The following is a 21,922-nucleotide window of genomic DNA, read 5'->3' on the forward strand; positions in this document are numbered from 1 at the left end:
AAGTTTGGAAAAGGGGGTCCAAGTCCTTTTATTCAACTAACTACCTTAATAGATTGGAACCCAGCCTTCAGTTGTCACAAAAATACGAATAGCTACAACTTGGCGATCATCTTGCAAGGTAAAATAATGTCTTGCATTTTCAGGAACAGATATTAAATCGCCTGGCTCAAGTTCAACATCAAAGAATTTCCCATCTTTACCTTCAATAGCGAAAATGCCATGACCACTGACGATAAAGCGAACTTCGTCATCTGTATGATGGTGTTCCTTTTGGAAATTAATTAATAATTCGTCAAGGTTAGGGGTGCTATTTGAAAGTGAAATTACATCATGTGCTTTATAACCACGGCGTGCTGAAACATCAGCGATTTCTTTTGAAAAAATAGCTAATATTTCAGCTTTGTTTTCATCTGTTAACGAATAATTTTCATTTAAATGAGTAGGAAGTTTAGAAATATTCCATTTCTCATATAAAACGCCTTCCTCTTGTAGAAATTTAGATACTTCCACTTCATTTTCAATACGAGTATTTACTTCATGAATACGAATTTGCGCCATTAGAAACGCCTCCCTGAATTGATAATAGTTTTATATGAAATTGGAATAAAAACTCATAAGCTTCTAATCTCTTCTTTGCATCAAAGCTATCTCGGCCCCATACAGTAATACCGTGGTTACGGATTAATACTGCACCCGAATCTCCTTGTATATGCTTTCGGAAGTTTTCTCCAAGCGTTGGGATATGGGCATGGTTTTCGATAATAGGAATGTGAATTGTTGCACCTTCTTCCCAAATATCGAGTGCTTTAATAATTTCTTGATTTTGAAGGGTGACTGCATCACTATATAAATTTGTGATGACATTATTATCGGTTGTATGAACATGAAGTACGCAACCGGCATTCGTATTGTTATAAATGTGTGTATGCAATATTGTTTCTGCTGAAGGACGTAATTCAGTCTCTAAAACGGGAACTCCTACATGATCTACTAATAGAAAATCATCTGGAGTGGTTTTTGTTTTATCTTTACCGCTTGCCGTAATAAGAAAAGTAAGTGGTTCATGACTAACCTTTATAGAAATATTACCACTTGTTGCTGGGAACCAATTTCGTGTTGTTAACTCTTTTTTTATCTCGCTTAAGTCATACCATTGACGAAAAAGTTGTTTCATGCCTTCACCTCCAACAAAAGTTTTAATTCAGCTTGCACATCTTGAAATGTTTCAAACGGTGTATAAGCAATATGATTTTCTGCACACTTTGTAATAAGAAAATCGCGAGCGAATACTTTATCAGCTTGTTTCGCGGCTTGTAAATCAGTAATAGAATCTCCAATTACAATATGAAAGTCATCTGTATCACTTAATTTACGGATTAATGATGATTTACATAATCCGCAATGATTTTGACAATGATCATCACAAGAATGAGGCCATTTAACTGTAATAAACTCTGCTGAAAAGTCTGTTTCATTACAATAAATTTGCTCTTTTGGAATGATTCCTTGTAAGAGTGGATAGACGAAGAAATCCATTCCACCTGATATCACGTAAAAAGAAATGTTATTTTCCTTTACGAATTGTATAAACTCATGAAAACCACTACGGATTTCAGCAGTTTCTATTAAAAATTGAATAATATCATCGTGCAGATTAGTAGGTATTAATTGAAATAATTGAGAAACACCTTCTTGAATGGATAGTTCTTGTGATAAAATTTTATTCTTTACTTCTTCGGCTTCTGGTGGTGCGAATTTTTCCATAATGGACATAATGTTATCATTATTTGTAATCGTGCCATCGAAATCACAAAATACTTGAATACTCATAATTTCACCTCATAAGAGGGATTTCCCCATATTTGTAGTGCACTATGCAAATTTATGTCGTCTACTTCATGGAGTGGTTTATTTTGCAAAGTAGCATCAATTGCAGTACGAAAAGCTTTACCGCCGCCTTGCGCTCCATTTGGATGTCCGTGTATCCCGCCGCCAGCATTAATAACAACATCTTTACCGAAATCTCGTACAATAAAGGGAACGAAACCAGGATGAATACCAGCAGACGGAACAGAAAAGCTCTTCTTGAAAAATGCATCGTCTTCAGTTAAATATTTTGAGATAGCAAGAGCCTCCTCTTTTTCTAGCGCAACACTTCCGTATGGAGATGGGAATAATGAAAAGTCAGCCCCAGCATAACGTAGTAGCTTTCCAAGTAATAATGGAGATGAAACTCCATATAACTTGGATGCTGAATAAGCACCACTTACAGCAGGATGTGCCATAATAGGAACTGGGATTTCATCATCTTCTGCAAGTGATTGTAGTACATCTAGTCCGTAAGCAAATACGTTAAATAATAGAATATCAGCTCCAGCTTGCACTGCACGTTTAGCATTTTCTTTTAAATCAAAAGTTCGCCCTGTTAAATTTACGGCATATAACGTTTTATGACCGTATGTTTCGTAGACAGATTGTAAAACTTCTTTTCCAGATACAATGCGTTTCGTAAGGGGTGTTAATGCATTTTCAAATAATATTTCATCATCTTTTACTATATCTACACCACCAATTGCTTGATCGCGTAATTGCGTTTTTAAATACCCAATGTTTCGTCCAATCATTCCTTTAAAAATACTCATTAAAAGGGGACGATCATGCACTTGTAAAAGATTTCGAATACCATCTATCCCGAATTTTGGACCAGGAAAATGTTTTTTTAACTCGTCTGAAAAAGTTAAGTCAATTAGTTTTACTTCGCCATCAAGTGATAGCTTTCCAAATGTAGTCGTTAAAATCGCTGGTAAATCTGGACTGAAGTTTAATAGCGGATATTCGATTTTAATAATTCCGCGTTTTACTTTTTTACGTAAATACGAATTGGTATGTTCATGTTCAGCTAATTCCTCAACATGAATGACGTTGCCTTTATGCTGCTTTAATTGTTCTTGCAATAAGTGTGGCAAATGAGTCCAAGAGCCAATTGTTAAACCGAGTGCAATTTGCTCAGCTTTTTTTTCTAAGTTATGTGAATCATCATGGATTAAATACGTCGCTATAATTCCGCTCATTGTTATAACCTCCTAGTTAAATAAAAAAACCTCTCAGCTAAGGAGAGGTTTTTTTACAACCAGCTCCTTATCTGTCAGCGTAATGCTGCGAGAATTAGCACCGTGTCTACAATTGTAGATCGGTTGCCGGGTTTCGTCGGGCTCGTCCCTCCACCTGCTCTTGATAAGAAGTATTTAGAAATGTTTAAATTTTTAAGATAACTGAATTTTGTCAGATATTTTTCGTGTTGTCAATTACTTTTTGAAAAAATTTAATTTATCAATTCGATTAATGGCTTCTCGTAATCTATCTTCTGTATGCAAGAGACCAACACGGACATACCCTTCCCCATGCTCACCAAATCCAACACCAGGAGCAACTGCGACATGTGCTTTTTCTAGTAAAATATTAGAAAATTGCTCAGAGGTATATCCTGTTGGAACGGGAAGCCATGCAAAGAATGATCCTGTTGGAATGTCTACATTCCAACCAATTGAGTGACAGGCTGAAATAAGAGCGTTTCTTCGAGATTCGTAACTATTTACAAGGTCTATTACACAAGACTGTGAACTTAATAGCGCTTCTCGAGCAGCATCTTGAACTGCACCGAATATACTAACATACATATGATCTTGTAATAGGTTAATTGTTTCAATCACACTTTCATTCCCTACAGCAAAAGCGATGCGCCAGCCAGCCATATTGAAAGTTTTTGATAATGTGTAAATTTCAATTCCTATATCTTTCGCACCATCTGCTTGCAAGAAACTAACAGGTTTTTGACCATCAAATCCGATAGCGCCATAAGCAAAATCGTGAACAACTAATATATTATGTTTATTAGCAAAGTGAATGGTTGCATCAAAAAAATCTTTTGATGCAGTAGCACCGGTAGGATTATTTGGATAGTTTAAAAACATTAATTTTGCACGCTCTGCAATAGAGTCATCAATGTTCGTATAATCTGGCAAAAAGTTATTTTCTGCAATAAGCGGCATTGTTTCAAAGTGTGCTTTTGCTAAAGCAACCCCGGATAAATAATCTGGATAACCTGGATCCGGAACGAGAATCGTATCACCGGGATTTGTAAAACAAATCGGTAATTCTACTAGTCCAGCCTTCCCTCCAAACAAAATAGCAACTTCAGTTTTTGGGTTTAATTCCACGCCGTATTCATGTTTATAGAATGTAGCCACGGCTTCCTTTAAGCTTTCATGTCCGCGAAATGGCGGATATTTATGATGAATGGTCTTTTCGGCAGCATCTTGTAAAGCTTTTACGATATGCTGCGGTGTTGGTTGATCTGGATTACCTTGACCTAGATTAATAACATCGTGACCAGCTGCAACGACTTTGTTAACTTTTGCAACAAGTGAAGCGAAAAATTGTGTTGGCAATGATGTTACTATCTCAGAAGGTTGAAATAATTTCATACTTTCCACCTCTTTTGAAAGTTGTTACAATTCTAGTGACAAATGATATAATCTTTCCAGTATTTTGTAAAGAGAAAAATAAGAATGGGGCTGAAAAAATGAAAGTCGCATGTATTCAAATGGATATTGTTTTTGGAGATGTAGAAAAAAATATTGAGAATGCTAAAAATAAAATAAGTGAAGCTATGAAGGAAAGGCCAGATGTTATCGTCTTACCAGAACTATGGACAACAGGATATGATTTAACGAGACTTTCTGAAATTGCAGATAGGGATGGAGTGGAAACGAAAGAAAAGTTAATAGAATGGGCGAAGCAATATGATGTACATATTGTTGGTGGGTCCATAGCAAAGCAAACAGAGCAAGGCGTTACAAATACGATGTATGTTGTAAATAATGAAGGACAGTTAGTCAACGAATATAGTAAAGTACATTTATTTCAGCTTATGGATGAACATAAATATTTAATAGCTGGTAATGGTACGGGCGAATTTAAGCTAGATGATGTTGAATGCGCTGGAACAATTTGTTATGATATTCGTTTTCCAGAGTGGATGCGTGTTCATACTGCTAAAGGGGCAAAAGTATTATTTGTTGTAGCAGAATGGCCATTAGTTCGTTTAGCACATTGGCGTTTGCTATTGCAAGCAAGAGCAGTTGAAAATCAGTGTTATGTTGTTGCGTGTAATAGAGCAGGAAAGGATCCGAATAATGTGTTTGCAGGTCATTCTTTAATTGTGGATCCTTGGGGTGAAGTTGTAGTAGAGGCGAATGAAGAGGAATCAATTTTATTTGGAGAGCTTGTATTCGAGAAAATTAGAGAAGTACGAAAAGGAATTCCAGTTTTTGCGGATCGTCGTCCAGAATTATACAAATAAAATGTTGACAAGTGATTTTTATTCTTGGTATAGTCATCAACATAAAGTTAAAAATTCAAAAAATTATACAACTCTTATCAAGAGCAGGTGGAGGGATTTGGCCCGATGAAGCCCAGCAACCGACCGTAATACCATTGTGAAATGGGGCGTTTATTACGCCAAAAGGCACGGTGCTAATTCCAGCAGAAAGTAAAACTTTCTGGCAGATAAGAGGGGAGAAGATAAACTTCAAACCTCTTTCTTAGTGGAAAGAGGTTTTTCTGTGTTAGAAAAACCTCTGAATTTAAAAAGGGGGAGAAGACGATGGGATATTATTCATTAACAGAAATAACAGCTGTACAATATGCGAAAGATCATGGTTATTTTGAAGAGAAGGCAAATGTCATTTGTCATGAAATTGGAGATGGAAACTTAAATTACGTGTTCAAATTAGATGATGGAGAGAAATCCATTATAATAAAACAAGCACTGCCTTATGCTAAAGTAGTTGGTGAAAGCTGGCCATTGTCTATAAAAAGAGCAACGATTGAAAGCAAGGCATTACAAATTTTTGCGCAGTATGTACCGGATTATGTTCCAGTAGTGTACAGTCATGATGAAGAGTTAGCGATAACGGTAATAGAAGACTTATCAAGACTAACAATTACAAGAAAAGGATTAATAGACGGAGAAGAATATCCGCTTTTATCCCAGCATATTGGTCGTTTTCTAGCACATGTTTTATTTTACACTTCAGATTTTGGTTTACAGTCAGAAGAGAAGAGGATACTAGAAGGTACCTTTGTAAATCCGGACCTATGTAAAATTACAGAGGATTTAGTGTTTACAGATCCTTTTGGGCATTATGATACAAATGATTATGAGCCAGATTTACAGCTCGTGGTTGATGAACTTTGGAGTGATAAAACTTTAAAACTAAAAGTAGCACAATATAAATATAAGTTCTTAACAAGAAAAGAAACTCTTATTCATGGTGATTTACATACTGGTAGTATTTTTTCGTCACCTTCTGAAACGAAAGTGATTGATCCAGAATTTGCGACATATGGCCCATTTGGATTTGATATAGGTCAATTTATTGCAAATCTATTATTAAATGCTTTATCTAGAGAAGAAGAAAAGAGAAGTGTACTATTTTTTCATATAGAAAAGACGTGGAGTTATTTTGTAGAGACTTTTACAAAGTTATGGATTGGGGAAGGTGTAGAAGCATATACGAAAGAAAAACAATGGTTACCAATTATTTTGCAAAATATCTTTACTGATGCTGTTGGATTTGCCGGATGTGAACTAATTCGTAGAACAATTGGTTTAGCTCATGTAGCAGATTTAGATGAAATAGAAAATAAAGAAACAAGAATTCAAGCTAAGAAACAAGCGCTATCCTTAGGAAAAGAACTAATAAAATATGAATCTAAAAGTGCTGATATTCAACTGTTTCGAACATTATTTCAACAGACAGTTTCAAGGGGTGTAAAAGCATGAGTACAATTGTTACTGTTCCGAGATCTGTAAGTTGGAAAGGTGATGCAATTGCAGTATTAAATCAAACGAAATTGCCACATAGCACAGAATACAAAACATTAACGACTATTGAAGGGGTTTGGAAAAGTATCATAATGTTAGAAGTACGTGGAGCGCCTGCAATTGGAATTGTAGCTGCATTTGGCTTGGCGCTTGCAGCGAAAAAATATAATACTTTACATATCGAAGAATTTCAAAAGAAGTTTAATAGAGACTGTAACTATTTAGGGACATCACGCCCAACGGCAGTAAATTTATTTTGGGCAATTGATCGTATGAGAGAATCTATTCGAGAGATTACTACAATAAAAGAAGCACAAAAAATATTAGAAGAAGAAGCGCTTCGCATTCAACAGGAAGATGAAGAGGTGTGTCGAAATATTGGGGAATATGCGTTAACATGTTTTAAAGATGGCGATAATATTTTAACAATCTGTAACGCTGGAAGTATCGCAACTGCCAGATATGGAACTGCATTAGCTCCCTTTTATATTGGAAAAGAGAAAGGTGTGCGTTTACATGCATATGCGTGTGAAACGAGACCAGTTTTACAAGGTGGTCGCTTAACGACGTGGGAATTGAAGCAAGCAAATATTGATGTGACCCTTATAACAGATAATACTGCAGCTCATGCTATTCAAACGAAAGAAATAAACGCAATTATTGTGGGGGCGGATCGAATTGTCGCAAATGGAGATACAGCCAATAAAATAGGGACAATGAATTTAGCTATTTTAGCAAAGTACTTTAATATCCCATTTTACGTTGCTGCGCCACTGTCAACATTTGATGTTACGAAAGAAACTGGAGCCGAAATTATTATTGAAGAAAGAGATGAAACAGAAGTTACGAAAATCTTTGGAAAACAAGTAGCACCAATTGGAACGGATGTTTATAATCCAGCATTTGACATAACGCCGAATGAATTAATTACAGGAATTATTACTGAGAAAGGTATTATACGCGGGGACTATAAACGAGAAATTGCATCATTATTTGAAAAACAAGCTAATACATAATAGCTTGTTTTTTTATGCCTAAATGCAGTGTTTTCTCTTACTTATATAATGAAAGGAGGGGAAGAGGGTGGAAGAGTGGATCAAGATGATAGGTAATGTAGGGTTTCCAATTGTTGTAACATTATATTTACTCCACCGTATTGAAAGTAAATTAGAGGGGGTAATTGTTGCAATTGAGAAGCTCCCGCGGCAATTACTAAAGTACGAAGATCCTCGGGATAAAAAATAAAGTTTGCTCTTCTTGAGCAAACTTTATTTTTATTGAGCGGTATAACCACCATCGATAACGACAGCTTGACCAGTTATACCTTTAGCTTTTTCACTCGCTAAAAACATCGCATAATCTGCAATTTCTTGTACTTGTAATAAGCGCTTTTGTGGAACGAGTGGATAAATAACATCTTCTAAAACATTTTCAAGTGGTACATTTCGTGTAGTAGCTAAGTCTTGTAGTTGATTACGTACAAGGGGGGTATCAACATAACCAGGGCAAAGGGCATTAACAGTAATACCATGCGTAGCACCTTCTAAAGCGGCAACTTTTGTTAATCCAATTACGCCATGTTTTGCACTATTGTAGGCAGCTTTTCCAGCAAACCCGACAAGGCCGTTAATAGAAGCGATATTAATAATACGACCATATTTTTGTTGTTTCATAATCGGAAAGGCATGCTTAATTGCAATAAACGGAGCAATTTGCATAATTTGAATTAGTAGCTCGAACTTTTCAGTTGGAAAGTCTTCAATGGGTGAAACGTGTTGCATTCCTGCGTTGTTAATTAATATATGTAATGAACCGAAATGATCAACTGTTTGAGAAATTGCTGCTGTAATTTCCTCTTCAGATGTAACGTCACATTTTAAACCGATAGCTTGAAAACCTTCATTTTGTAATTGTTCAGCAGCTTCTTTTGCGCGTTCTTCAAGCCGATCGGTAATCACAACTTTTGCACCTTCTTTTGCAAAAGCCTTTCCCATTTCATAACCAATGCCACTTGCAGCACCTGTTAAAAAGACAACTCGATTTGTAACCATGATGAAAAACATCCCTTCATAATAAAGTTTTCATAGTGCTCTATTTAGAGAAGCTATAATGAAATTCCTGCAAACATTTGGAAAAAATATCGTTAGCTATCTTGTTTTGCAAAATAGTCTTTGCTATACTATTTTGTAAAGCAAGATACTTACGCTTATCTATCTTGTAAAGCAAGATAGTAGGAGGATTTGAATTATGTCGACAAGTCAAATGCTGAAAGGGATTTTAGAAGGATGCTTACTTGCTATTATTTCTGAAGGCGAAATATACGGTTATGAAATGAGTGAAAAGCTAGCGAAGTATGGTTTTACAATGGCGAGTGAGGGAAGTATTTATCCGTTATTAATACGAATGCAAAAAGAAGGACTAATAACAAGCGTAATGAAGGAATCTCCATCTGGTCCAAAGAGAAAATATTATACATTAACAGAAAAAGGCGAGGAAGCACTTGATGAATTTATGGATCGCTGGGAAACGATGCAAAGTAGTGTAGAACGTCTACTTGAAGGGAAGGGAAGGAGAAAATAATGCTATCAAGTGAAGCGCGAAAGTTTTTGTTAGATATGAGATTATTTTTGACGGCAAAGAGTGTGAAAGAAAGCGATATTGAAAATTTTATAGAAGATGCGGAACTCCATTTAATTGAGGGGGAGAGTGATGGGAAAAGTGTAGAAGATATTTTCGGAAGCTCACCGAAAGAATATGCAAATGAACTTGTCAAAGTAATGGAAAGAGATAGACAGGAAACGTGGAAGCAAATTGGTTTTACAGTAATGAATATCGTATCGTTTTGGATTATTGCTTCTATCTTAATAGTGAATCATGGAATGTTACAGATTTCACTTATTCAGTGTATCGGTTACAGTTTTTCATTGATTTTAGTTGTTATAGGTCCTAATTTTCTACTTCGCAAAATGACCTTCGTCACAAGCTTTACAAAAACATGGTTTTCCATGTGGTCTTTAGTTATGATTGCTCCATTGTTTTTATTAGGAGCTGTTACGATATTAGATGTGATATATCCTACAAAAATGCTCACATTCACCGAAGTCCAAAGTTATATAGTAGCTGGTGGGATTTTTATGATCACAGTAGCGATAAATATATATTTTGAAGGATGGTTTAAAAACTTATATTTAATCATTCCACTTTCTATTATGTTACTGTTTAAAACATTTACATCGGAAGATCTTATGCCAATGCTATTTCAAATTATATGTTTATACGGAAGTTTGTTTATTTTAATTTTCCTTGAAATTATGATGAAGACGAATAGAAGAGAAATGGTTAAATAAGGGAGGGGTTATAATGAATGTTTCTAAAGAAGGAGAAAAGTTTTTAATCGATACGAAAGTATATTTAATAACAAAAGGGATTAAAGAAGAAGAGGTGAACGCCTTTCTAGAAGATGCAGAACTTCATTTAATAGAAGGTGAAAAAAAGGGAAAGACGGTAAGGGACATATTTGGTGACTCACCAAAAGAGTATGCGGAAGAATTAGCGAAAGAGATGGAGAAGGATAAAAGCGGAAGTATAAAGAGTGTTTTAGGAATGATTATTGGTATTGGTTACTAACCAATATTTTATTTGGAAATTCGAATCAACAATTTACGTTAACAAATGTACAGTTAATTGGTTATCCTATCGTTTTAATTATTACAATTATTGGAACGGTTTTTGCGTTTAGAATGTCTTCTTTTAAAAGTAAATTAGTAGAGTTTGGAATTATTTATGTAATAGTAATGATACCTATTTTATTATTAGTGTTATTAATGTTTATGAATAAATGGTACGGGACACCTGTATTGCAATTAACTACAATGCAAAGTTATATACTAGCTGGAATAATCTTATTAGTACTGCTAATTGGTGAAGCGTACATACTTGGATGGATTGGAATATTAGCTGTTATCATACCGTTATTAATTATGTTTGTATTTAAAGAATTAGGGAAGCAAAACCCATATTGGGGAATGTTAGAGCCTTTACTTCTGTACGGAAGTTTATATGTATTAATGAGATGGTCTTTTAAAAATGAAGAGGAAAAAACTATAAGCTAGTTTTATACTAATAGTGAAGTGAACGAACTGAATTTTTTATCAAGGGGGGAACGAATATGCAAAGTATATTTCTAGGTATATTGTCTATTGTGTTTTTAGGTTTAACGATTTTTGGGCTCTATACTACCTTTGTGAAAAAGGTACATGATGACTATTTCGATACTTTATTAGATGACACATCGGGTTATATTCTGTTCTTCGGTTTTATTGGAAAAGGGCTGCTCTGGATACACCAAAAATTATTTCCAAAGAAATATTATATAGGGATTTTTAGAGGGATTACATTTACATTTAGTTGTCTATTTTTATTTCTAGCAGCCGGGATTTGGTTTGTTGATTGGAATAAGTCGTTTTAAACAGTAACATGAGGGTTACTGTTTTTTTCTTTGTAATAAAGAGCTTTGTAAAGAGAGCGCTTTTTGTTCTGCTGTTAATAAGGAATGAATATGAACGTTTTCTGGACGAGGGACTATCGGATACATAAGATTGGTTGGAGAAGGATGGTGCTCCGAGCCAGTTGGGGAATGAGGATCTGCATGAGTAAGTTTTCCGTGAATACGTCTTGTAAATAAGATATGACCGATTTCGTGAGCGAGCGTATATATATTTTTCATAGGAGCAGCTGAGTTTGTTAAAACGATATATCCTGTAAGTTGTTGCTGTTTTGCTAAAGAGTAAGCGCAGGCAATTACTGCTGTTTCTTTGAAATAATCACTGCCAATATAACAAATATAAAGGTCGCATTCAGGAGCTTCATTTACACATGTTTGGAAAAAGGATGCCAGCTTTTCTTGACTTTGAATGGAATTTTTATAACTGATTTCACGGTCAAAAAAACGGAAAAGTTCATTTAATACAATTACTTCTTGAATTTGAAATGTAATGGGGTGCCAAATTGATTCTGCAACAGCTAAATCTTTTGCGATGCGGTCATCAGAAATATCGGCGCCGGGAGTAATACAAATACATATATTGACGTATGGATCCATAAGGAACACCTCAAATGAAAAAAGTTCTTCCTATAATATATGTGGGAAAAAGATGTCATGTATGGATAAACGCCTTCTTTATTGAATATATAGATGACAAGTCGAAAAAATTTCATAGTTCTATAACGTAGTGTGATCATCTTTTTGATATAGTAAAGGAAAGGGGGAGAATATATGTATACATTAAAAATCGTTTCAGACAGAGAAGCACTTTATCAATTTGCGAGTTATGTAAGAGTTGTACAAGGGGTGGAAGATGTATATGTAGAGGTGGGAGAACCTTTATATGAACATCCGTTAATGAAGTTTTATGTACATATTAAGCTGAAAGAAACATATGAGCAGCATAAAGCGTTACAGGAAATAGCAAGATTAGTAGAATTGGGGCGTTTTACATATGTCCATTATCGTAATGATGAAATTGAGGAAGCTTTTGAAGCTGTAAAATATGAAAGTTTTAAGAAATAAAGGTGAAAAAAAGGAGGCGAAAGCTTCTTTTTTTCTTTAAAATTACATGAACAAAAAGAGCAAAATTTTGTTATGATAAGGGAGGTTAGGGAAAGGGGAATTTACATATGGGGTATATTGAAGAGTTACGAAAAGTCGTTGGTACAAGGCCGCTCATTCTCGTAGGATCAGCAATTATTATATTAAACGATAATCAAGAAGTATTGCTTCAATATCGTTCAGATACATATGATTGGGGTGTACCTGGTGGGGCGATGGAACTGGGCGAAACGACAGAAGAAACTGCACGTAGAGAGTTATTTGAGGAAACGGGGTTAACTGCAAAAATAATGCAATTTCTTGGTGTTCTATCTGGAAAAGAAGTATATTTCCGTTATCCGAATGGCGATGAAATTTTCAATGTTATTCATCTGTATCAGGCACATCATGTGAGCGGGGAATTAAAGCTCGATCATGAAGGGTTAAAACTTCAATATTTTCCAGTAGATAAGTTGCCAAAATTGAATGAAACGACAGAGAAAATTTTACAAAAGTTTTTATATGCGCTGACAGAATAGAAGGTTAATTCCTTCTATTTTTATTATATTAAATATTTTGATTTTTTAGTATGTTTATAGTATGATAGTTATAGATATACATCTTATGGAATTTCACCTAAAAACTGACTAGGGTACATAAGAGAGGGGCAAGTGCAAAATGCATAATGTTGTTATTACAGCTGCAGTTCGTTCGCCAATTGGAACTTTTGGAGGAGCGCTAAAAAATGTAACGCCAGTAGAATTAGCTGTTCCTGTACTTCAGGAAGCTGTAAAACGAGGCGGGGTAGAACCACATGAAGTTGATGAAGTAATTTTAGGTCATTGTATTCAAAGAACTGATGAAGCAAATACGGCGAGAACAGCTGCATTAGCGGCAGGATTTCCTGACACAGTTACGGGATATACAATCCAACGTCAATGTTCTTCAGGTATGCAAGCAATTATGTCAGCTGCAATGCAAATCCAATTAGGTGTAAGTGATGTTGTTGTTGCAGGTGGGGTAGAAGCGATGAGTTCGAGCCCTTATGCATTGAAACAGCACCGCTGGGGACAACGTCTACAGCACGGAGAAATTCGTGATACGGTGTGGGAAGTGTTAGAAGATCCGATTCACCATATTATGATGGGTGAAACAGCGGAAAATTTAGTTGAACAATATGAAATTACAAGAGAGGAACAAGATGAAGTTGCTCTTCGCAGTCATACATTGGCACTGAAGGCAATCGAGTCTGGATACTTTGACGATCAAATTGTTCCTATTACAATAAAAGAGCGTAGAAAAGAAGTTGTATTTTCGAAGGATGAACATCCACGTGCAGATATTACAGCTGAAAAATTAGCTGGATTGAAGCCGGCATTCCGTAAAGATGGATCAGTGACTGCTGGAAATGCATCTGGCCTTAATGACGGGAGTGCAGTTCTAGTATTAATGAGCGAAGAAAAAGCGAAAGAAAAAGGTTTACAACCGTTAGCTAGAATTGTTGGATATTCAGTAGCTGGAGTAGATCCAAAAATTATGGGTATTGGACCAGCACCAGCAATTCGTAAAGGTTTAGAAAAAGTAGATTGGTCATTGGAAGATGCAGATTTACTTGAAATTAATGAAGCTTTCGCGGCTCAATATTTAGCTGTAGAGAAAGAGTTAGGCTTAGACCGTGAAAAAGTGAACGTAAACGGTAGTGGCGTAGGACTTGGGCATCCAATTGGTTGTACAGGGGCTCGTATTACAGTAAGTTTAATTCACGAATTAAAAAGACGTGGGTTAGAAAAAGGAATTGCCTCTTTATGCGTCGGTGGCGGTATCGGGGTTGCCTTATTTATAGAAGCACTATAAAAAAGAAGCAGCTATTGCTGCTTCTTTTTTTACGACTCAAATAGATGATGGAATAATCGATCGCGATTTTCAAAGAAAAGTTTCGTCGTTTGGTAATGCTCAGTTTCTTCTAATGTGGATTCGTGAATTCCCTCTTGTGTTAAAGAATATATAGTGGATTCAGGATAAGCCATTAAAATAGGAGAATGCGTCGCGATAACAAATTGTGAACCTTGTTCAGCTAGTTCGTGCATTCGAATGAGCATGGAAAGTTGTCTCATTGGTGATAAAGCTGCCTCAGGCTCATCTAAAATGTATAAACCTTGTCCTGAAAAACGGTTCATAAATAATGAGAAGAATGATTCACCGTGTGATTGTTTGTGTAGTGAGATACCACCATAAGAGTTGATAACCGGATTCCCACGTGCTTCTCTATCAGCATCTATTTCATCAATATAAGAAGCAACGTTATAAAATGATTCAGCGCGAAGAAAGAAACCGTCGTTTGGTGTATTGAAACTTTTTGAAATGCGAAGGTATTCATGTAAAGATGAATGGGAATCGTTTGTGCTAAAGCGGAAGTTCTTCGTTCCACCTTCTGCATTAAAACCTAACGCAATTGCAATTCCTTCAAGTAATGTTGATTTACCTGTTCCGTTTTCTCCAATAATGAATGTTACATTTGGATGGAAAGCTAGTGATTGTAATGTTCGAATAGCGGGTAAGCAGTAAGGATATGCGGAAAAACTAGGGATATTTTCTTTTTTTAATGTGACATTTTGTAAAAAGGGTACGTCAATCAATATATAAACCTCAATTCATAACGGATTTTGAATTTAAAAAGGCAGCAAATACAAGTGTTAATGACACCTGAATCCCTTCTTGTTTTCTGAATATTTTATGTGGATTATATCATTTAAACTATCATATTCCAATGTGAAAATAAATATTGCATGGAGATCCATTCTCTCGTTATGATATATGGTATTCTATTGAAAATGTGAGAAGGAGTTAAAGTATGCCGTTTACATTTGCACATCCAGCAGCAGTTCTTCCTTTTGCGAAAAAGCATTCTAAACATATTTCAGTAACGGCTCTTATATTAGGTAGTATGGCGCCTGACTTTGAATATTTTTTGCACTTTAGACCCTATGGTGTTATTGGCCATACATGGCTTGGGTTCTTATATTTAAATTTACCGCTTGTATTTCTAATCGCATACATATATCATTACATTTTAAAAAAGCCGTTTATAACGCATTTGCCTAAACCGTTTGCTGGTTATTATTCATATGCAATAGATGAGAGGTGGGGGCTACATACCTGGAAAGAATTCTTTGTATTTTGCTATTCTGCATTATTCGGTATGCTCACGCATGTTGTTTGGGATGCATTTACTCATAATACAGGCTATTTCGTTATGAAAATAGCATTGTTACAAATTGAATTACGCAGTATTCCATTGTATAAATATATGCAACATGGGAGTACATGTGTTGGCTTATTATTGCTATTATACGTACTATGGAAGTATAAAGATGAAACAGGGAAAGATATGATTGTAGCTTTAGAAAAAAGAAAGTATTGGGTTTCGATAATCATTGTGACAGCTTTTATATTTATCGTGCATGCGTTCCTAGATCCCTATTTTCATATTTTCCAAATTGGAGGTATAATAGTATCTGGATTGACAAGTTCATTTTGTGGAATTGTCATTGTTTCTATAGTTTACAAAGCAAGGGACTAATTTTATATTCATGAATGATAGCGTTAGGAGAAATGAAATGATGAAAGCATGGAAAAGTATTTTTGTTTTATGTAGTTTTCTTCTTATGTTAAGTGGTTGCTTCCATCAAGAAGAAAAGAAAGCTGAACCGAAGAAGAAAGAATCTATTCCTGAAACGAAAGAATATGGTGGGCGTGAGCTGAAAAAAGTAGGACAAAAAGTGAAAGAAACAGGATGGGGTAATTTCAAGTTAGAGCAGATGCATTCTGTGAATCAAACATTTGAAGTAGCGCCAATGAAAATTCACGTACAAGATGTGAAAGTAATCTCTTTATCACAAATGAGTGAAAAGGCAAAAAATACATTGAAAGTATACACGGCACTAACTCCTGAAGAAGTAAAACGTAGATTAGGGGATAAAGTAAGCCAAGAAGATGCAGAATTATATGCATCGCTAAGTGGAACAGAGATTAGTAATACAATTCGTTACGTTGAGATTACATATAAAGTGGAGAATAGCGGAAATAAAAATATGCAATTTTTCTCTATGAATGATGTTATGATTAATGGTAAGCAACATTTTAAAGTAGCCACTCAAAACTTTTTATATGACGAAGATACGTTAGTTGGTACAAAAAATGTATCAAGAGAAGACTATAAGCCTGGTGAAATAAGAGATGGTATTATTGGTTTAATACTTGACGATGGAAAAGACAAGGTAAAGGATATTCAGTTTACAACTGATGATTTACTTGCAGGAGATTCAGAAACACAAGATGTTGTAAAAGAGCCACAAACGTTTAACATCTCACTAAAATAATGTAAGACAAAACAGTCAGCATACAAATATTATGCTGACTGTTTTTTTATTTCTTTTATGTATGAATCTACATTTTGAAAAGGCACCTTAATTTTAAACGCATCTTTTTGTTCATTAAATTGCTTTTCATTGTAGGGACCGAAACGTTTATTGTGCTTTACATCAATAATCCAATAATGTTCACTTTTTTTATTTGCAATTGCTGCGTCAGGGTTATTTGGATCTGATTTTTCCTCAGTTTGTTTTGCAATAATGTATTTATCATCCCAAGCAATGTCTGTAATTTTTGCAGGGATGTATTGTGTGGCATATACAGCATCTTGCGAGGGGAAAAGTTCAAATGCATTTCCAGAAGTACGTATGAGTTCGTATTCATCGTTAACCGTATAAGTTAAGTGACTTGTGTTTCCTGCACAACCAGTTAATAGGAAGGCGACGAATAGGATTATCCATTTTTTCAATATGGGAACCTCCTTTATAATGCTATTGTAACAAATTGTACAAGAAAAGTAAGAGAAACGCTAGTTTACAATGTTTTTTAGAAGTGGTACGATGAGACGGGTAAAGAAGGATATGAAGGAGTCGACATAAAATGAAGTTAAAGATGCATCGTCCAGCGCTTGTAATGAATCGCATAGGTGCTTCCCTAATTGACATGTTTTTAATCTCGGTTATGTATGGTGCAGTAGTAGCTATTATGACCGGAAACTATAGTGCTATGTTTAAGCGCTTTAATATAAGCTTAGGTGATTTTAGATATGATTTCGCAGTAGTTTTCATATTAATGGCGATATATTTTATTGTATTACCCTTTATTTGGAACGGTGTTACACTTGGCAAAAAGGTAACGAGAATAAAATTAATTTCATTGAAGAGTGAAAAGCTAACGTTGCAAACATTAATTATAAGATTTTTTGTAGTGTTATTACCGAACGTATTGCTATTAGGAATTCCATTAATATGTAACGTATATATGATGTTGTTCCGCAAAGACAATTGCGGTTTTCAGGACTTAATTACAAAGACGAAAATAATAAGTCTTGTATAATAAAATAAAAAAAGACCTTTTTATATATAAAAGGGTCTTCTTTTATTTTATAAGTATATTGTGAATATTTACAGTAAGGAAAAGCTAAAATGTGTCATTTCCATTTATAATAGATTGAAAATTAAGATAATGGTATAATGATTAAAAATAATATCTTTATCTCACCATTTGGGGCTGATTAAAGTTTTACTTTATATAATAAGGGGGAAGTTGAGATGACAGGAGGTAGCATAATTTTTTGGGGCATTCTTATTTTTATCGGTCTAGTTCTTGATCAGCGTAAGAGTAAGAAAAAAGAAGGATAAAAAGTAAACGTTTACAAATCGAATGGCAATTTTTCTTGCTTGCAGAATAATCTCATAAAGGAGTATACTGAATGACGGTAAGACTTATAGAAGGGGTAATGAAAATGAAGCTTGCAGGAAAAGTTGCTATCGTAACTGGCGGTGGCATCGGTATTGGACGTAATACAGCTCTTTTGTTGGCTAAACAAGGCGCAAAAGTTATTGTAACGGACATTGATCAAGAGAGTGGACAAGCAACAGTGGAGGAAATTACGAATCTAGGCGGAGAAGCCCTTTTTGTATTCTATGATATGGAAAAGCAAGGAGATTGGCAACGCGTTATTAGCATTACTTTGAATGCATTCAGTCGCATTGACATGCTTTTTCAAAATGCTGGTTTATATAAAATAGATTCTATTTTTTCTCGCCAACAAGAGAACGATTCCAATGTACTTTGTATTAATGACGTTTGGATAGAGATAAAACAATTAACGTCATCTTTTATGAAACAGCAAGAAGAAGTGGTGCTTAGTGATTTACCGATTTTCGGTATTATTGACACGAAAGGACAATCATTTCATACAGTAGAAGCCCTAGTATAATAATGAAAACCGCCCTCAATATATGTGGACGGTTTTTTATATGTGTATAGTAAAGATAAATTTTTTAGCGAATACGTTGTTCAGTTTGGTTATCAAAGAAATGCGCTTTATTTATATCAAATGCTAATTTAATTTGGTCACCAGGTGAAAACGTATGTCTTGCATCTACACGTGCCGCAAAATCTTGATTCCCAAGTTTCATATATAAAATGGATTCAGCACCTAATAACTCAGCGACTTCAATTTTTGTTGTGAAGGCAGTAGATTGTGAAGCTTCTAAAAATAGTAGTTCATCATGAATGTCCTCTGGACGAATACCTAAAACAATTTCCTTATTTACATAGCCTTGTTCACGTAGCATCTTCATTTTTCCTTCAGATACTTTAATTTTTATAGTATTGTCTATAACGAAATCGGTTTCAGTCAATTTACCACGGAAGAAGTTCATAGCTGGTGAGCCGATAAATCCACCCACGAAGATGTTTTCTGGTGTTTCATATACTTCTTTTGGAGTTCCAATTTGTTGGATTTTTCCATCCTTCATAACGACAAGACGCGAAGCCATAGTCATTGCTTCTGTTTGATCATGTGTTACATAAATTGTTGTTGTTCCAAGACGATGATGTAGCTTAGAAATTTCTGAGCGCATTGCAACACGGAGTTTAGCATCTAAGTTTGATAATGGTTCATCCATTAAGAAAACTTTTGCATCTCGAACGATTGCTCTACCTAACGCAACACGTTGGCGCTGTCCACCTGATAATGCTTTCGGTTTTCTATCTAAATATTGTTCAAGTCCTAAAATTTTTGCTGCATCTTTCACACGACGATCGATTTCATCTTTTGGTATTTTTCGAAGTTTTAATCCAAATGCCATATTATCATATACACTCATATGTGGATAAAGAGCGTAGTTTTGGAATACCATAGCGATATCTCGATCTTTTGGAGGAACATCATTCATTAGTTTACCATCAATTGAAAACTCGCCTTTTGAAATATCTTCAAGTCCAGCTACCATTCGTAATGTTGTAGATTTTCCGCATCCAGAAGGACCGACAAATACAATAAATTCTTTATCTTGAATGTGTAAATTAAAATCAGTTACAGCTGTTACGTTATTATCATATATTTTATAAATGTTTTCTAATTTAAGTTCTGCCATGGTATTTCCCCCTAGAAATAATTATGCAAACGTTTTCTTTGAGTTCATTATAAACGAATAGATTCAAAAAATAAATAAAAAAATAAAACGTTTTCATTTATTGGAGATTTATTAGTGGTTTTCATATGTTTTCTTAGAAAAAGAACAATAAAAATTGTAAGCGCTATTTTAAATTGAGATAGAATCTGTTATCATTCATTAATGAAAACGTTTGCGCCTTAAAAAAGAGAAAAATGAATGATGAATGAAATGGGGTAGCATAATGGAAAAACAATGGTGGAAAGAAAGTGTAGTATATCAAATTTATCCTCGTAGCTTTATGGATAGTAATGGTGATGGTATAGGAGATCTTCAAGGGATTATTTCAAAGCTAGATTACTTAAAAGAGTTAGGGATTGATGTGATTTGGTTATCACCAGTCTATGAATCTCCAAATGATGATAATGGTTATGATATAAGCGATTATTGTAAAATTATGAACGAGTTCGGAACAATGGAAGATTGGGATGAGCTATTACATGAAATGCATGAACGTAATATGAAACTTATGATGGACTTAGTTGTTAATCATACTTCGGATGAACATAATTGGTTTATTGAATCACGTAAATCAAAAGATAATAAATATAGAGATTACTATATATGGCGCCCTGGAAAAGAAGGAAAAGAGCCGAATAACTGGGGAGCAGCGTTTAGTGGATCAGCATGGCAGTATGATGAAATGACAGATGAATATTATTTACATCTGTTTTCTAAAAAACAGCCAGATTTAAATTGGGATAATGAAAAGGTAAGACAAGATGTTTATGAAATGATGAAGTTTTGGTTAGAAAAAGGAATTGATGGCTTCCGTATGGATGTTATTAATTTTATTTCTAAAGAAGAGGGATTACCAGCTGTTGAAACAGAAGAAGAGGGGTATGTTTCAGGTCATAAGCATTTTATGAACGGTCCAAACATTCATAAATATTTACATGAAATGAATGAGGAAGTATTATCGCATTATGATATTATGACGGTTGGTGAAATGCCTGGTGTAACGACAGAAGAAGCGAAATTGTATACTGGAGAAGAACGAAAAGAATTGCAAATGGTATTCCAATTTGAACATATGGATTTAGATTCAGGAGAAGGTGGAAAGTGGGATGTAAAACCATGCTCACTTCTTACTTTAAAAGAGAATTTAACAAAGTGGCAAAAAGCATTAGAGCATACCGGATGGAATAGCCTTTATTGGAATAATCATGATCAGCCTCGCGTTGTATCTCGTTTTGGTAATGATGGAATGTATCGCATTGAATCAGCAAAAATGTTAGCGACAGTTCTTCATATGATGAAAGGAACGCCATATATTTATCAAGGAGAGGAAATCGGAATGACGAACGTTCGGTTCCAATCAATTGATGAATATCGAGATATTGAAACGTTAAATATGTATAAAGAAAAAGTGATAGACCATGGTGAAGATATAGAAAAAGTAATGGAATCTATTTATATAAAGGGTCGTGATAATGCTAGAACTCCGATGCAGTGGAATGATCAGAATCACGCTGGATTTACAAAAGGTGAACCTTGGATTACTGTAAATCCTAACTATAAAGAGATTAATGTGAAACAAGCAATCCAAGATGAAGGTTCAATTTTTTATTACTATAAGAAATTAATTGAACTACGCAAAAATAATGAAATAGTTGTGTATGGATCATATGATTTAATATTAGATAATGACCCTTCTATTTTTGCTTATGTAAGAACATATGGAGATGAAAAACTACTTGTCATTGCAAACTTTACTGCGGATGAAAGTGTATTTGAAATGCCTAAGGATATTAGTTATAGTGAATCAGAGTTATTTATACACAATTACGATGTAGAAATCGGATCAATAGATAACATTCCATTACGTCCGTATGAAGCGATAGTGTTCAAATTGAAATAAGAAAAAGCCTTATGCCACTTCAAACTTGG

The 21,922-nt window shown here is 34.8% G+C and carries 26 protein-coding genes, 1 pseudogene and 2 riboswitches; of the genes and pseudogenes, 17 read left to right on the forward strand and 10 right to left on the reverse strand.

Features of this window, described 5'->3' with window-relative positions:
• Positions 1 to 45: 45 nt before the first annotated feature.
• The 5 genes from ACTFRU_RS16030 to ACTFRU_RS16050 form a co-directional block, all read right to left on the reverse strand.
• Complete coding sequence (locus tag ACTFRU_RS16030; protein WP_000057313.1) at positions 46 to 558, reverse strand: 1,2-dihydroxy-3-keto-5-methylthiopentene dioxygenase; 513 nt, start codon at positions 556 to 558, stop codon at positions 46 to 48.
• Positions 536 to 1,174 carry a methylthioribulose 1-phosphate dehydratase gene (locus tag ACTFRU_RS16035; protein ID WP_000811341.1) on the reverse strand — a complete coding sequence of 213 codons (639 nt, stop codon included), beginning with the start codon at positions 1,172 to 1,174 and terminating at the stop codon, positions 536 to 538. The genes ACTFRU_RS16030 and ACTFRU_RS16035 overlap by 23 nt, the downstream gene beginning before the upstream one ends.
• Positions 1,171 to 1,830: a 2-hydroxy-3-keto-5-methylthiopentenyl-1-phosphate phosphatase gene (locus ACTFRU_RS16040; protein ID WP_025709088.1), complete on the reverse strand. Its 660-nt coding sequence runs from the start codon at positions 1,828 to 1,830 to the stop codon at positions 1,171 to 1,173. The genes ACTFRU_RS16035 and ACTFRU_RS16040 overlap by 4 nt, the downstream gene beginning before the upstream one ends.
• Positions 1,827 to 3,071 carry a 2,3-diketo-5-methylthiopentyl-1-phosphate enolase gene (gene mtnW / locus ACTFRU_RS16045; RefSeq protein WP_000014180.1) on the reverse strand — a complete coding sequence of 415 codons (1,245 nt, stop codon included), beginning with the start codon at positions 3,069 to 3,071 and terminating at the stop codon, positions 1,827 to 1,829. Before mtnW ends, ACTFRU_RS16040 begins: the two co-directional genes overlap by 4 nt.
• A 64-nt stretch (positions 3,072 to 3,135) precedes the next feature.
• Positions 3,136 to 3,241, reverse strand: a riboswitch (SAM riboswitch).
• Positions 3,242 to 3,305: 64 nt separating this feature from the next.
• Positions 3,306 to 4,484: a pyridoxal phosphate-dependent aminotransferase gene (locus tag ACTFRU_RS16050; protein WP_000765508.1), complete on the reverse strand. Its 1,179-nt coding sequence runs from the start codon at positions 4,482 to 4,484 to the stop codon at positions 3,306 to 3,308.
• A 14-nt stretch (positions 4,485 to 4,498) separates the two neighbouring features.
• Between ACTFRU_RS16050 and ACTFRU_RS16055 the strand changes: the two genes are divergently transcribed.
• From ACTFRU_RS16055 to ACTFRU_RS16070, 4 genes are all read left to right on the forward strand, one after another.
• Positions 4,499 to 5,362, forward strand: a complete 864-nt coding sequence (locus ACTFRU_RS16055; protein WP_016123295.1) for a carbon-nitrogen family hydrolase — start codon at positions 4,499 to 4,501, stop codon at positions 5,360 to 5,362.
• A gap of 71 nt (positions 5,363 to 5,433) precedes the next feature.
• Positions 5,434 to 5,575, forward strand: a riboswitch (SAM riboswitch).
• Between the two features lie 90 nt (positions 5,576 to 5,665).
• The gene (gene mtnK, locus ACTFRU_RS16060; RefSeq protein ID WP_000542682.1) at positions 5,666 to 6,847 is read left to right on the forward strand and encodes an S-methyl-5-thioribose kinase; all 1,182 of its coding nucleotides are present in this window, start codon (positions 5,666 to 5,668) and stop codon (positions 6,845 to 6,847) included.
• Positions 6,844 to 7,905 (forward strand): S-methyl-5-thioribose-1-phosphate isomerase, encoded by a 1,062-nt coding sequence (gene mtnA, locus ACTFRU_RS16065; RefSeq protein WP_000104624.1) that lies wholly within the window; start codon positions 6,844 to 6,846, stop codon positions 7,903 to 7,905. The genes mtnK and mtnA overlap by 4 nt, the downstream gene beginning before the upstream one ends.
• A gap of 67 nt (positions 7,906 to 7,972) precedes the next feature.
• Positions 7,973 to 8,134: a YvrJ family protein gene (locus ACTFRU_RS16070; RefSeq protein ID WP_000393336.1), complete on the forward strand. Its 162-nt coding sequence runs from the start codon at positions 7,973 to 7,975 to the stop codon at positions 8,132 to 8,134.
• Positions 8,135 to 8,163: 29 nt separating this feature from the next.
• Here the strand turns inward: ACTFRU_RS16070 and ACTFRU_RS16075 are convergent, their stop codons facing one another.
• The gene (locus ACTFRU_RS16075) at positions 8,164 to 8,940 is read right to left on the reverse strand and encodes a 3-hydroxybutyrate dehydrogenase (RefSeq protein ID WP_000258427.1); all 777 of its coding nucleotides are present in this window, start codon (positions 8,938 to 8,940) and stop codon (positions 8,164 to 8,166) included.
• Between the two features lie 196 nt (positions 8,941 to 9,136).
• On the opposite strand from ACTFRU_RS16075, the gene ACTFRU_RS16080 reads away from it, so the two are divergent.
• The 4 genes and pseudogenes from ACTFRU_RS16080 (at position 9,137) to ACTFRU_RS16095 (ending at position 11,357) form a co-directional block, all read left to right on the forward strand.
• Positions 9,137 to 9,469 carry a PadR family transcriptional regulator gene (locus ACTFRU_RS16080; RefSeq protein ID WP_000107982.1) on the forward strand — a complete coding sequence of 111 codons (333 nt, stop codon included), beginning with the start codon at positions 9,137 to 9,139 and terminating at the stop codon, positions 9,467 to 9,469.
• Entirely contained in the window at positions 9,469 to 10,236 is a 768-nt protein-coding gene (locus ACTFRU_RS16085) for a DUF1129 domain-containing protein (protein WP_000952889.1), read from the forward strand. Before ACTFRU_RS16080 ends, ACTFRU_RS16085 begins: the two co-directional genes overlap by 1 nt.
• Before the next feature lie 13 nt (positions 10,237 to 10,249).
• Positions 10,250 to 11,001, forward strand: a pseudogene (locus tag ACTFRU_RS16090) (DUF1129 domain-containing protein).
• A 56-nt stretch (positions 11,002 to 11,057) separates the two neighbouring features.
• A complete protein-coding gene (locus tag ACTFRU_RS16095) occupies positions 11,058 to 11,357 on the forward strand; it encodes a hypothetical protein (protein ID WP_001190643.1) in 300 nt (99 codons plus the stop codon).
• 15 nt (positions 11,358 to 11,372) lie between these two features.
• On the opposite strand, the gene ACTFRU_RS16100 is transcribed toward ACTFRU_RS16095, so the two are convergent.
• Positions 11,373 to 11,990 carry an ImmA/IrrE family metallo-endopeptidase gene (locus ACTFRU_RS16100; protein ID WP_000371605.1) on the reverse strand — a complete coding sequence of 206 codons (618 nt, stop codon included), beginning with the start codon at positions 11,988 to 11,990 and terminating at the stop codon, positions 11,373 to 11,375.
• Positions 11,991 to 12,164: 174 nt separating this feature from the next.
• Between ACTFRU_RS16100 and ACTFRU_RS16105 the strand changes: the two genes are divergently transcribed.
• From ACTFRU_RS16105 to ACTFRU_RS16115, 3 genes are all read left to right on the forward strand, one after another.
• A complete protein-coding gene (locus ACTFRU_RS16105; RefSeq protein WP_000288330.1) occupies positions 12,165 to 12,458 on the forward strand; it encodes a DUF3928 family protein in 294 nt (97 codons plus the stop codon).
• Positions 12,459 to 12,565: 107 nt separating this feature from the next.
• Positions 12,566 to 13,015 carry an NUDIX hydrolase gene (locus ACTFRU_RS16110; protein WP_000540529.1) on the forward strand — a complete coding sequence of 150 codons (450 nt, stop codon included), beginning with the start codon at positions 12,566 to 12,568 and terminating at the stop codon, positions 13,013 to 13,015.
• 139 nt (positions 13,016 to 13,154) lie between these two features.
• Positions 13,155 to 14,330 carry an acetyl-CoA C-acetyltransferase gene (locus tag ACTFRU_RS16115; protein WP_000552078.1) on the forward strand — a complete coding sequence of 392 codons (1,176 nt, stop codon included), beginning with the start codon at positions 13,155 to 13,157 and terminating at the stop codon, positions 14,328 to 14,330.
• Positions 14,331 to 14,359: 29 nt separating this feature from the next.
• Here the strand turns inward: ACTFRU_RS16115 and ACTFRU_RS16120 are convergent, their stop codons facing one another.
• On the reverse strand, positions 14,360 to 15,112 hold the full coding sequence (locus ACTFRU_RS16120) for an AAA family ATPase (RefSeq protein ID WP_000567998.1): 753 nt from the start codon (positions 15,110 to 15,112) through the stop codon (positions 14,360 to 14,362).
• A 215-nt stretch (positions 15,113 to 15,327) separates the two neighbouring features.
• Between ACTFRU_RS16120 and ACTFRU_RS16125 the strand changes: the two genes are divergently transcribed.
• Both ACTFRU_RS16125 and ACTFRU_RS16130 read left to right on the forward strand, forming a co-directional pair.
• Positions 15,328 to 16,056, forward strand: a complete 729-nt coding sequence (locus tag ACTFRU_RS16125) for a DUF4184 family protein (RefSeq protein WP_001116855.1) — start codon at positions 15,328 to 15,330, stop codon at positions 16,054 to 16,056.
• A gap of 37 nt (positions 16,057 to 16,093) precedes the next feature.
• Entirely contained in the window at positions 16,094 to 16,855 is a 762-nt protein-coding gene (locus tag ACTFRU_RS16130) for a hypothetical protein (RefSeq protein WP_173600350.1), read from the forward strand.
• A 29-nt stretch (positions 16,856 to 16,884) separates the two neighbouring features.
• Here the strand turns inward: ACTFRU_RS16130 and ACTFRU_RS16135 are convergent, their stop codons facing one another.
• Positions 16,885 to 17,316: a DUF3997 domain-containing protein gene (locus tag ACTFRU_RS16135; RefSeq protein WP_000758789.1), complete on the reverse strand. Its 432-nt coding sequence runs from the start codon at positions 17,314 to 17,316 to the stop codon at positions 16,885 to 16,887.
• 131 nt (positions 17,317 to 17,447) lie between these two features.
• On the opposite strand from ACTFRU_RS16135, the gene ACTFRU_RS16140 reads away from it, so the two are divergent.
• The 3 genes from ACTFRU_RS16140 (at position 17,448) to ACTFRU_RS16150 (ending at position 18,789) form a co-directional block, all read left to right on the forward strand.
• On the forward strand, positions 17,448 to 17,903 hold the full coding sequence (locus tag ACTFRU_RS16140) for an RDD family protein (protein WP_000769080.1): 456 nt from the start codon (positions 17,448 to 17,450) through the stop codon (positions 17,901 to 17,903).
• Positions 17,904 to 18,118: 215 nt separating this feature from the next.
• Complete coding sequence (locus tag ACTFRU_RS16145) at positions 18,119 to 18,208, forward strand: hypothetical protein (RefSeq protein WP_000145638.1); 90 nt, start codon at positions 18,119 to 18,121, stop codon at positions 18,206 to 18,208.
• 71 nt (positions 18,209 to 18,279) lie between these two features.
• Positions 18,280 to 18,789, forward strand: a complete 510-nt coding sequence (locus ACTFRU_RS16150; RefSeq protein WP_440037712.1) for an SDR family NAD(P)-dependent oxidoreductase — start codon at positions 18,280 to 18,282, stop codon at positions 18,787 to 18,789.
• A 64-nt stretch (positions 18,790 to 18,853) separates the two neighbouring features.
• Here the strand turns inward: ACTFRU_RS16150 and ACTFRU_RS16155 are convergent, their stop codons facing one another.
• Positions 18,854 to 19,954, reverse strand: a complete 1,101-nt coding sequence (locus ACTFRU_RS16155) for an ABC transporter ATP-binding protein (protein WP_440037713.1) — start codon at positions 19,952 to 19,954, stop codon at positions 18,854 to 18,856.
• Positions 19,955 to 20,216: 262 nt separating this feature from the next.
• Between ACTFRU_RS16155 and malL the strand changes: the two genes are divergently transcribed.
• The gene (gene malL, locus ACTFRU_RS16160) at positions 20,217 to 21,893 is read left to right on the forward strand and encodes an oligo-1,6-glucosidase (RefSeq protein WP_000415178.1); all 1,677 of its coding nucleotides are present in this window, start codon (positions 20,217 to 20,219) and stop codon (positions 21,891 to 21,893) included.
• Positions 21,894 to 21,922 lie beyond the last annotated feature (29 nt).

The organism is Bacillus cereus group sp. MYBK220-1 (genome assembly GCF_051916445.1).
Classification (GTDB): domain Bacteria; phylum Bacillota; class Bacilli; order Bacillales; family Bacillaceae_G; genus Bacillus_A; species Bacillus_A cereus.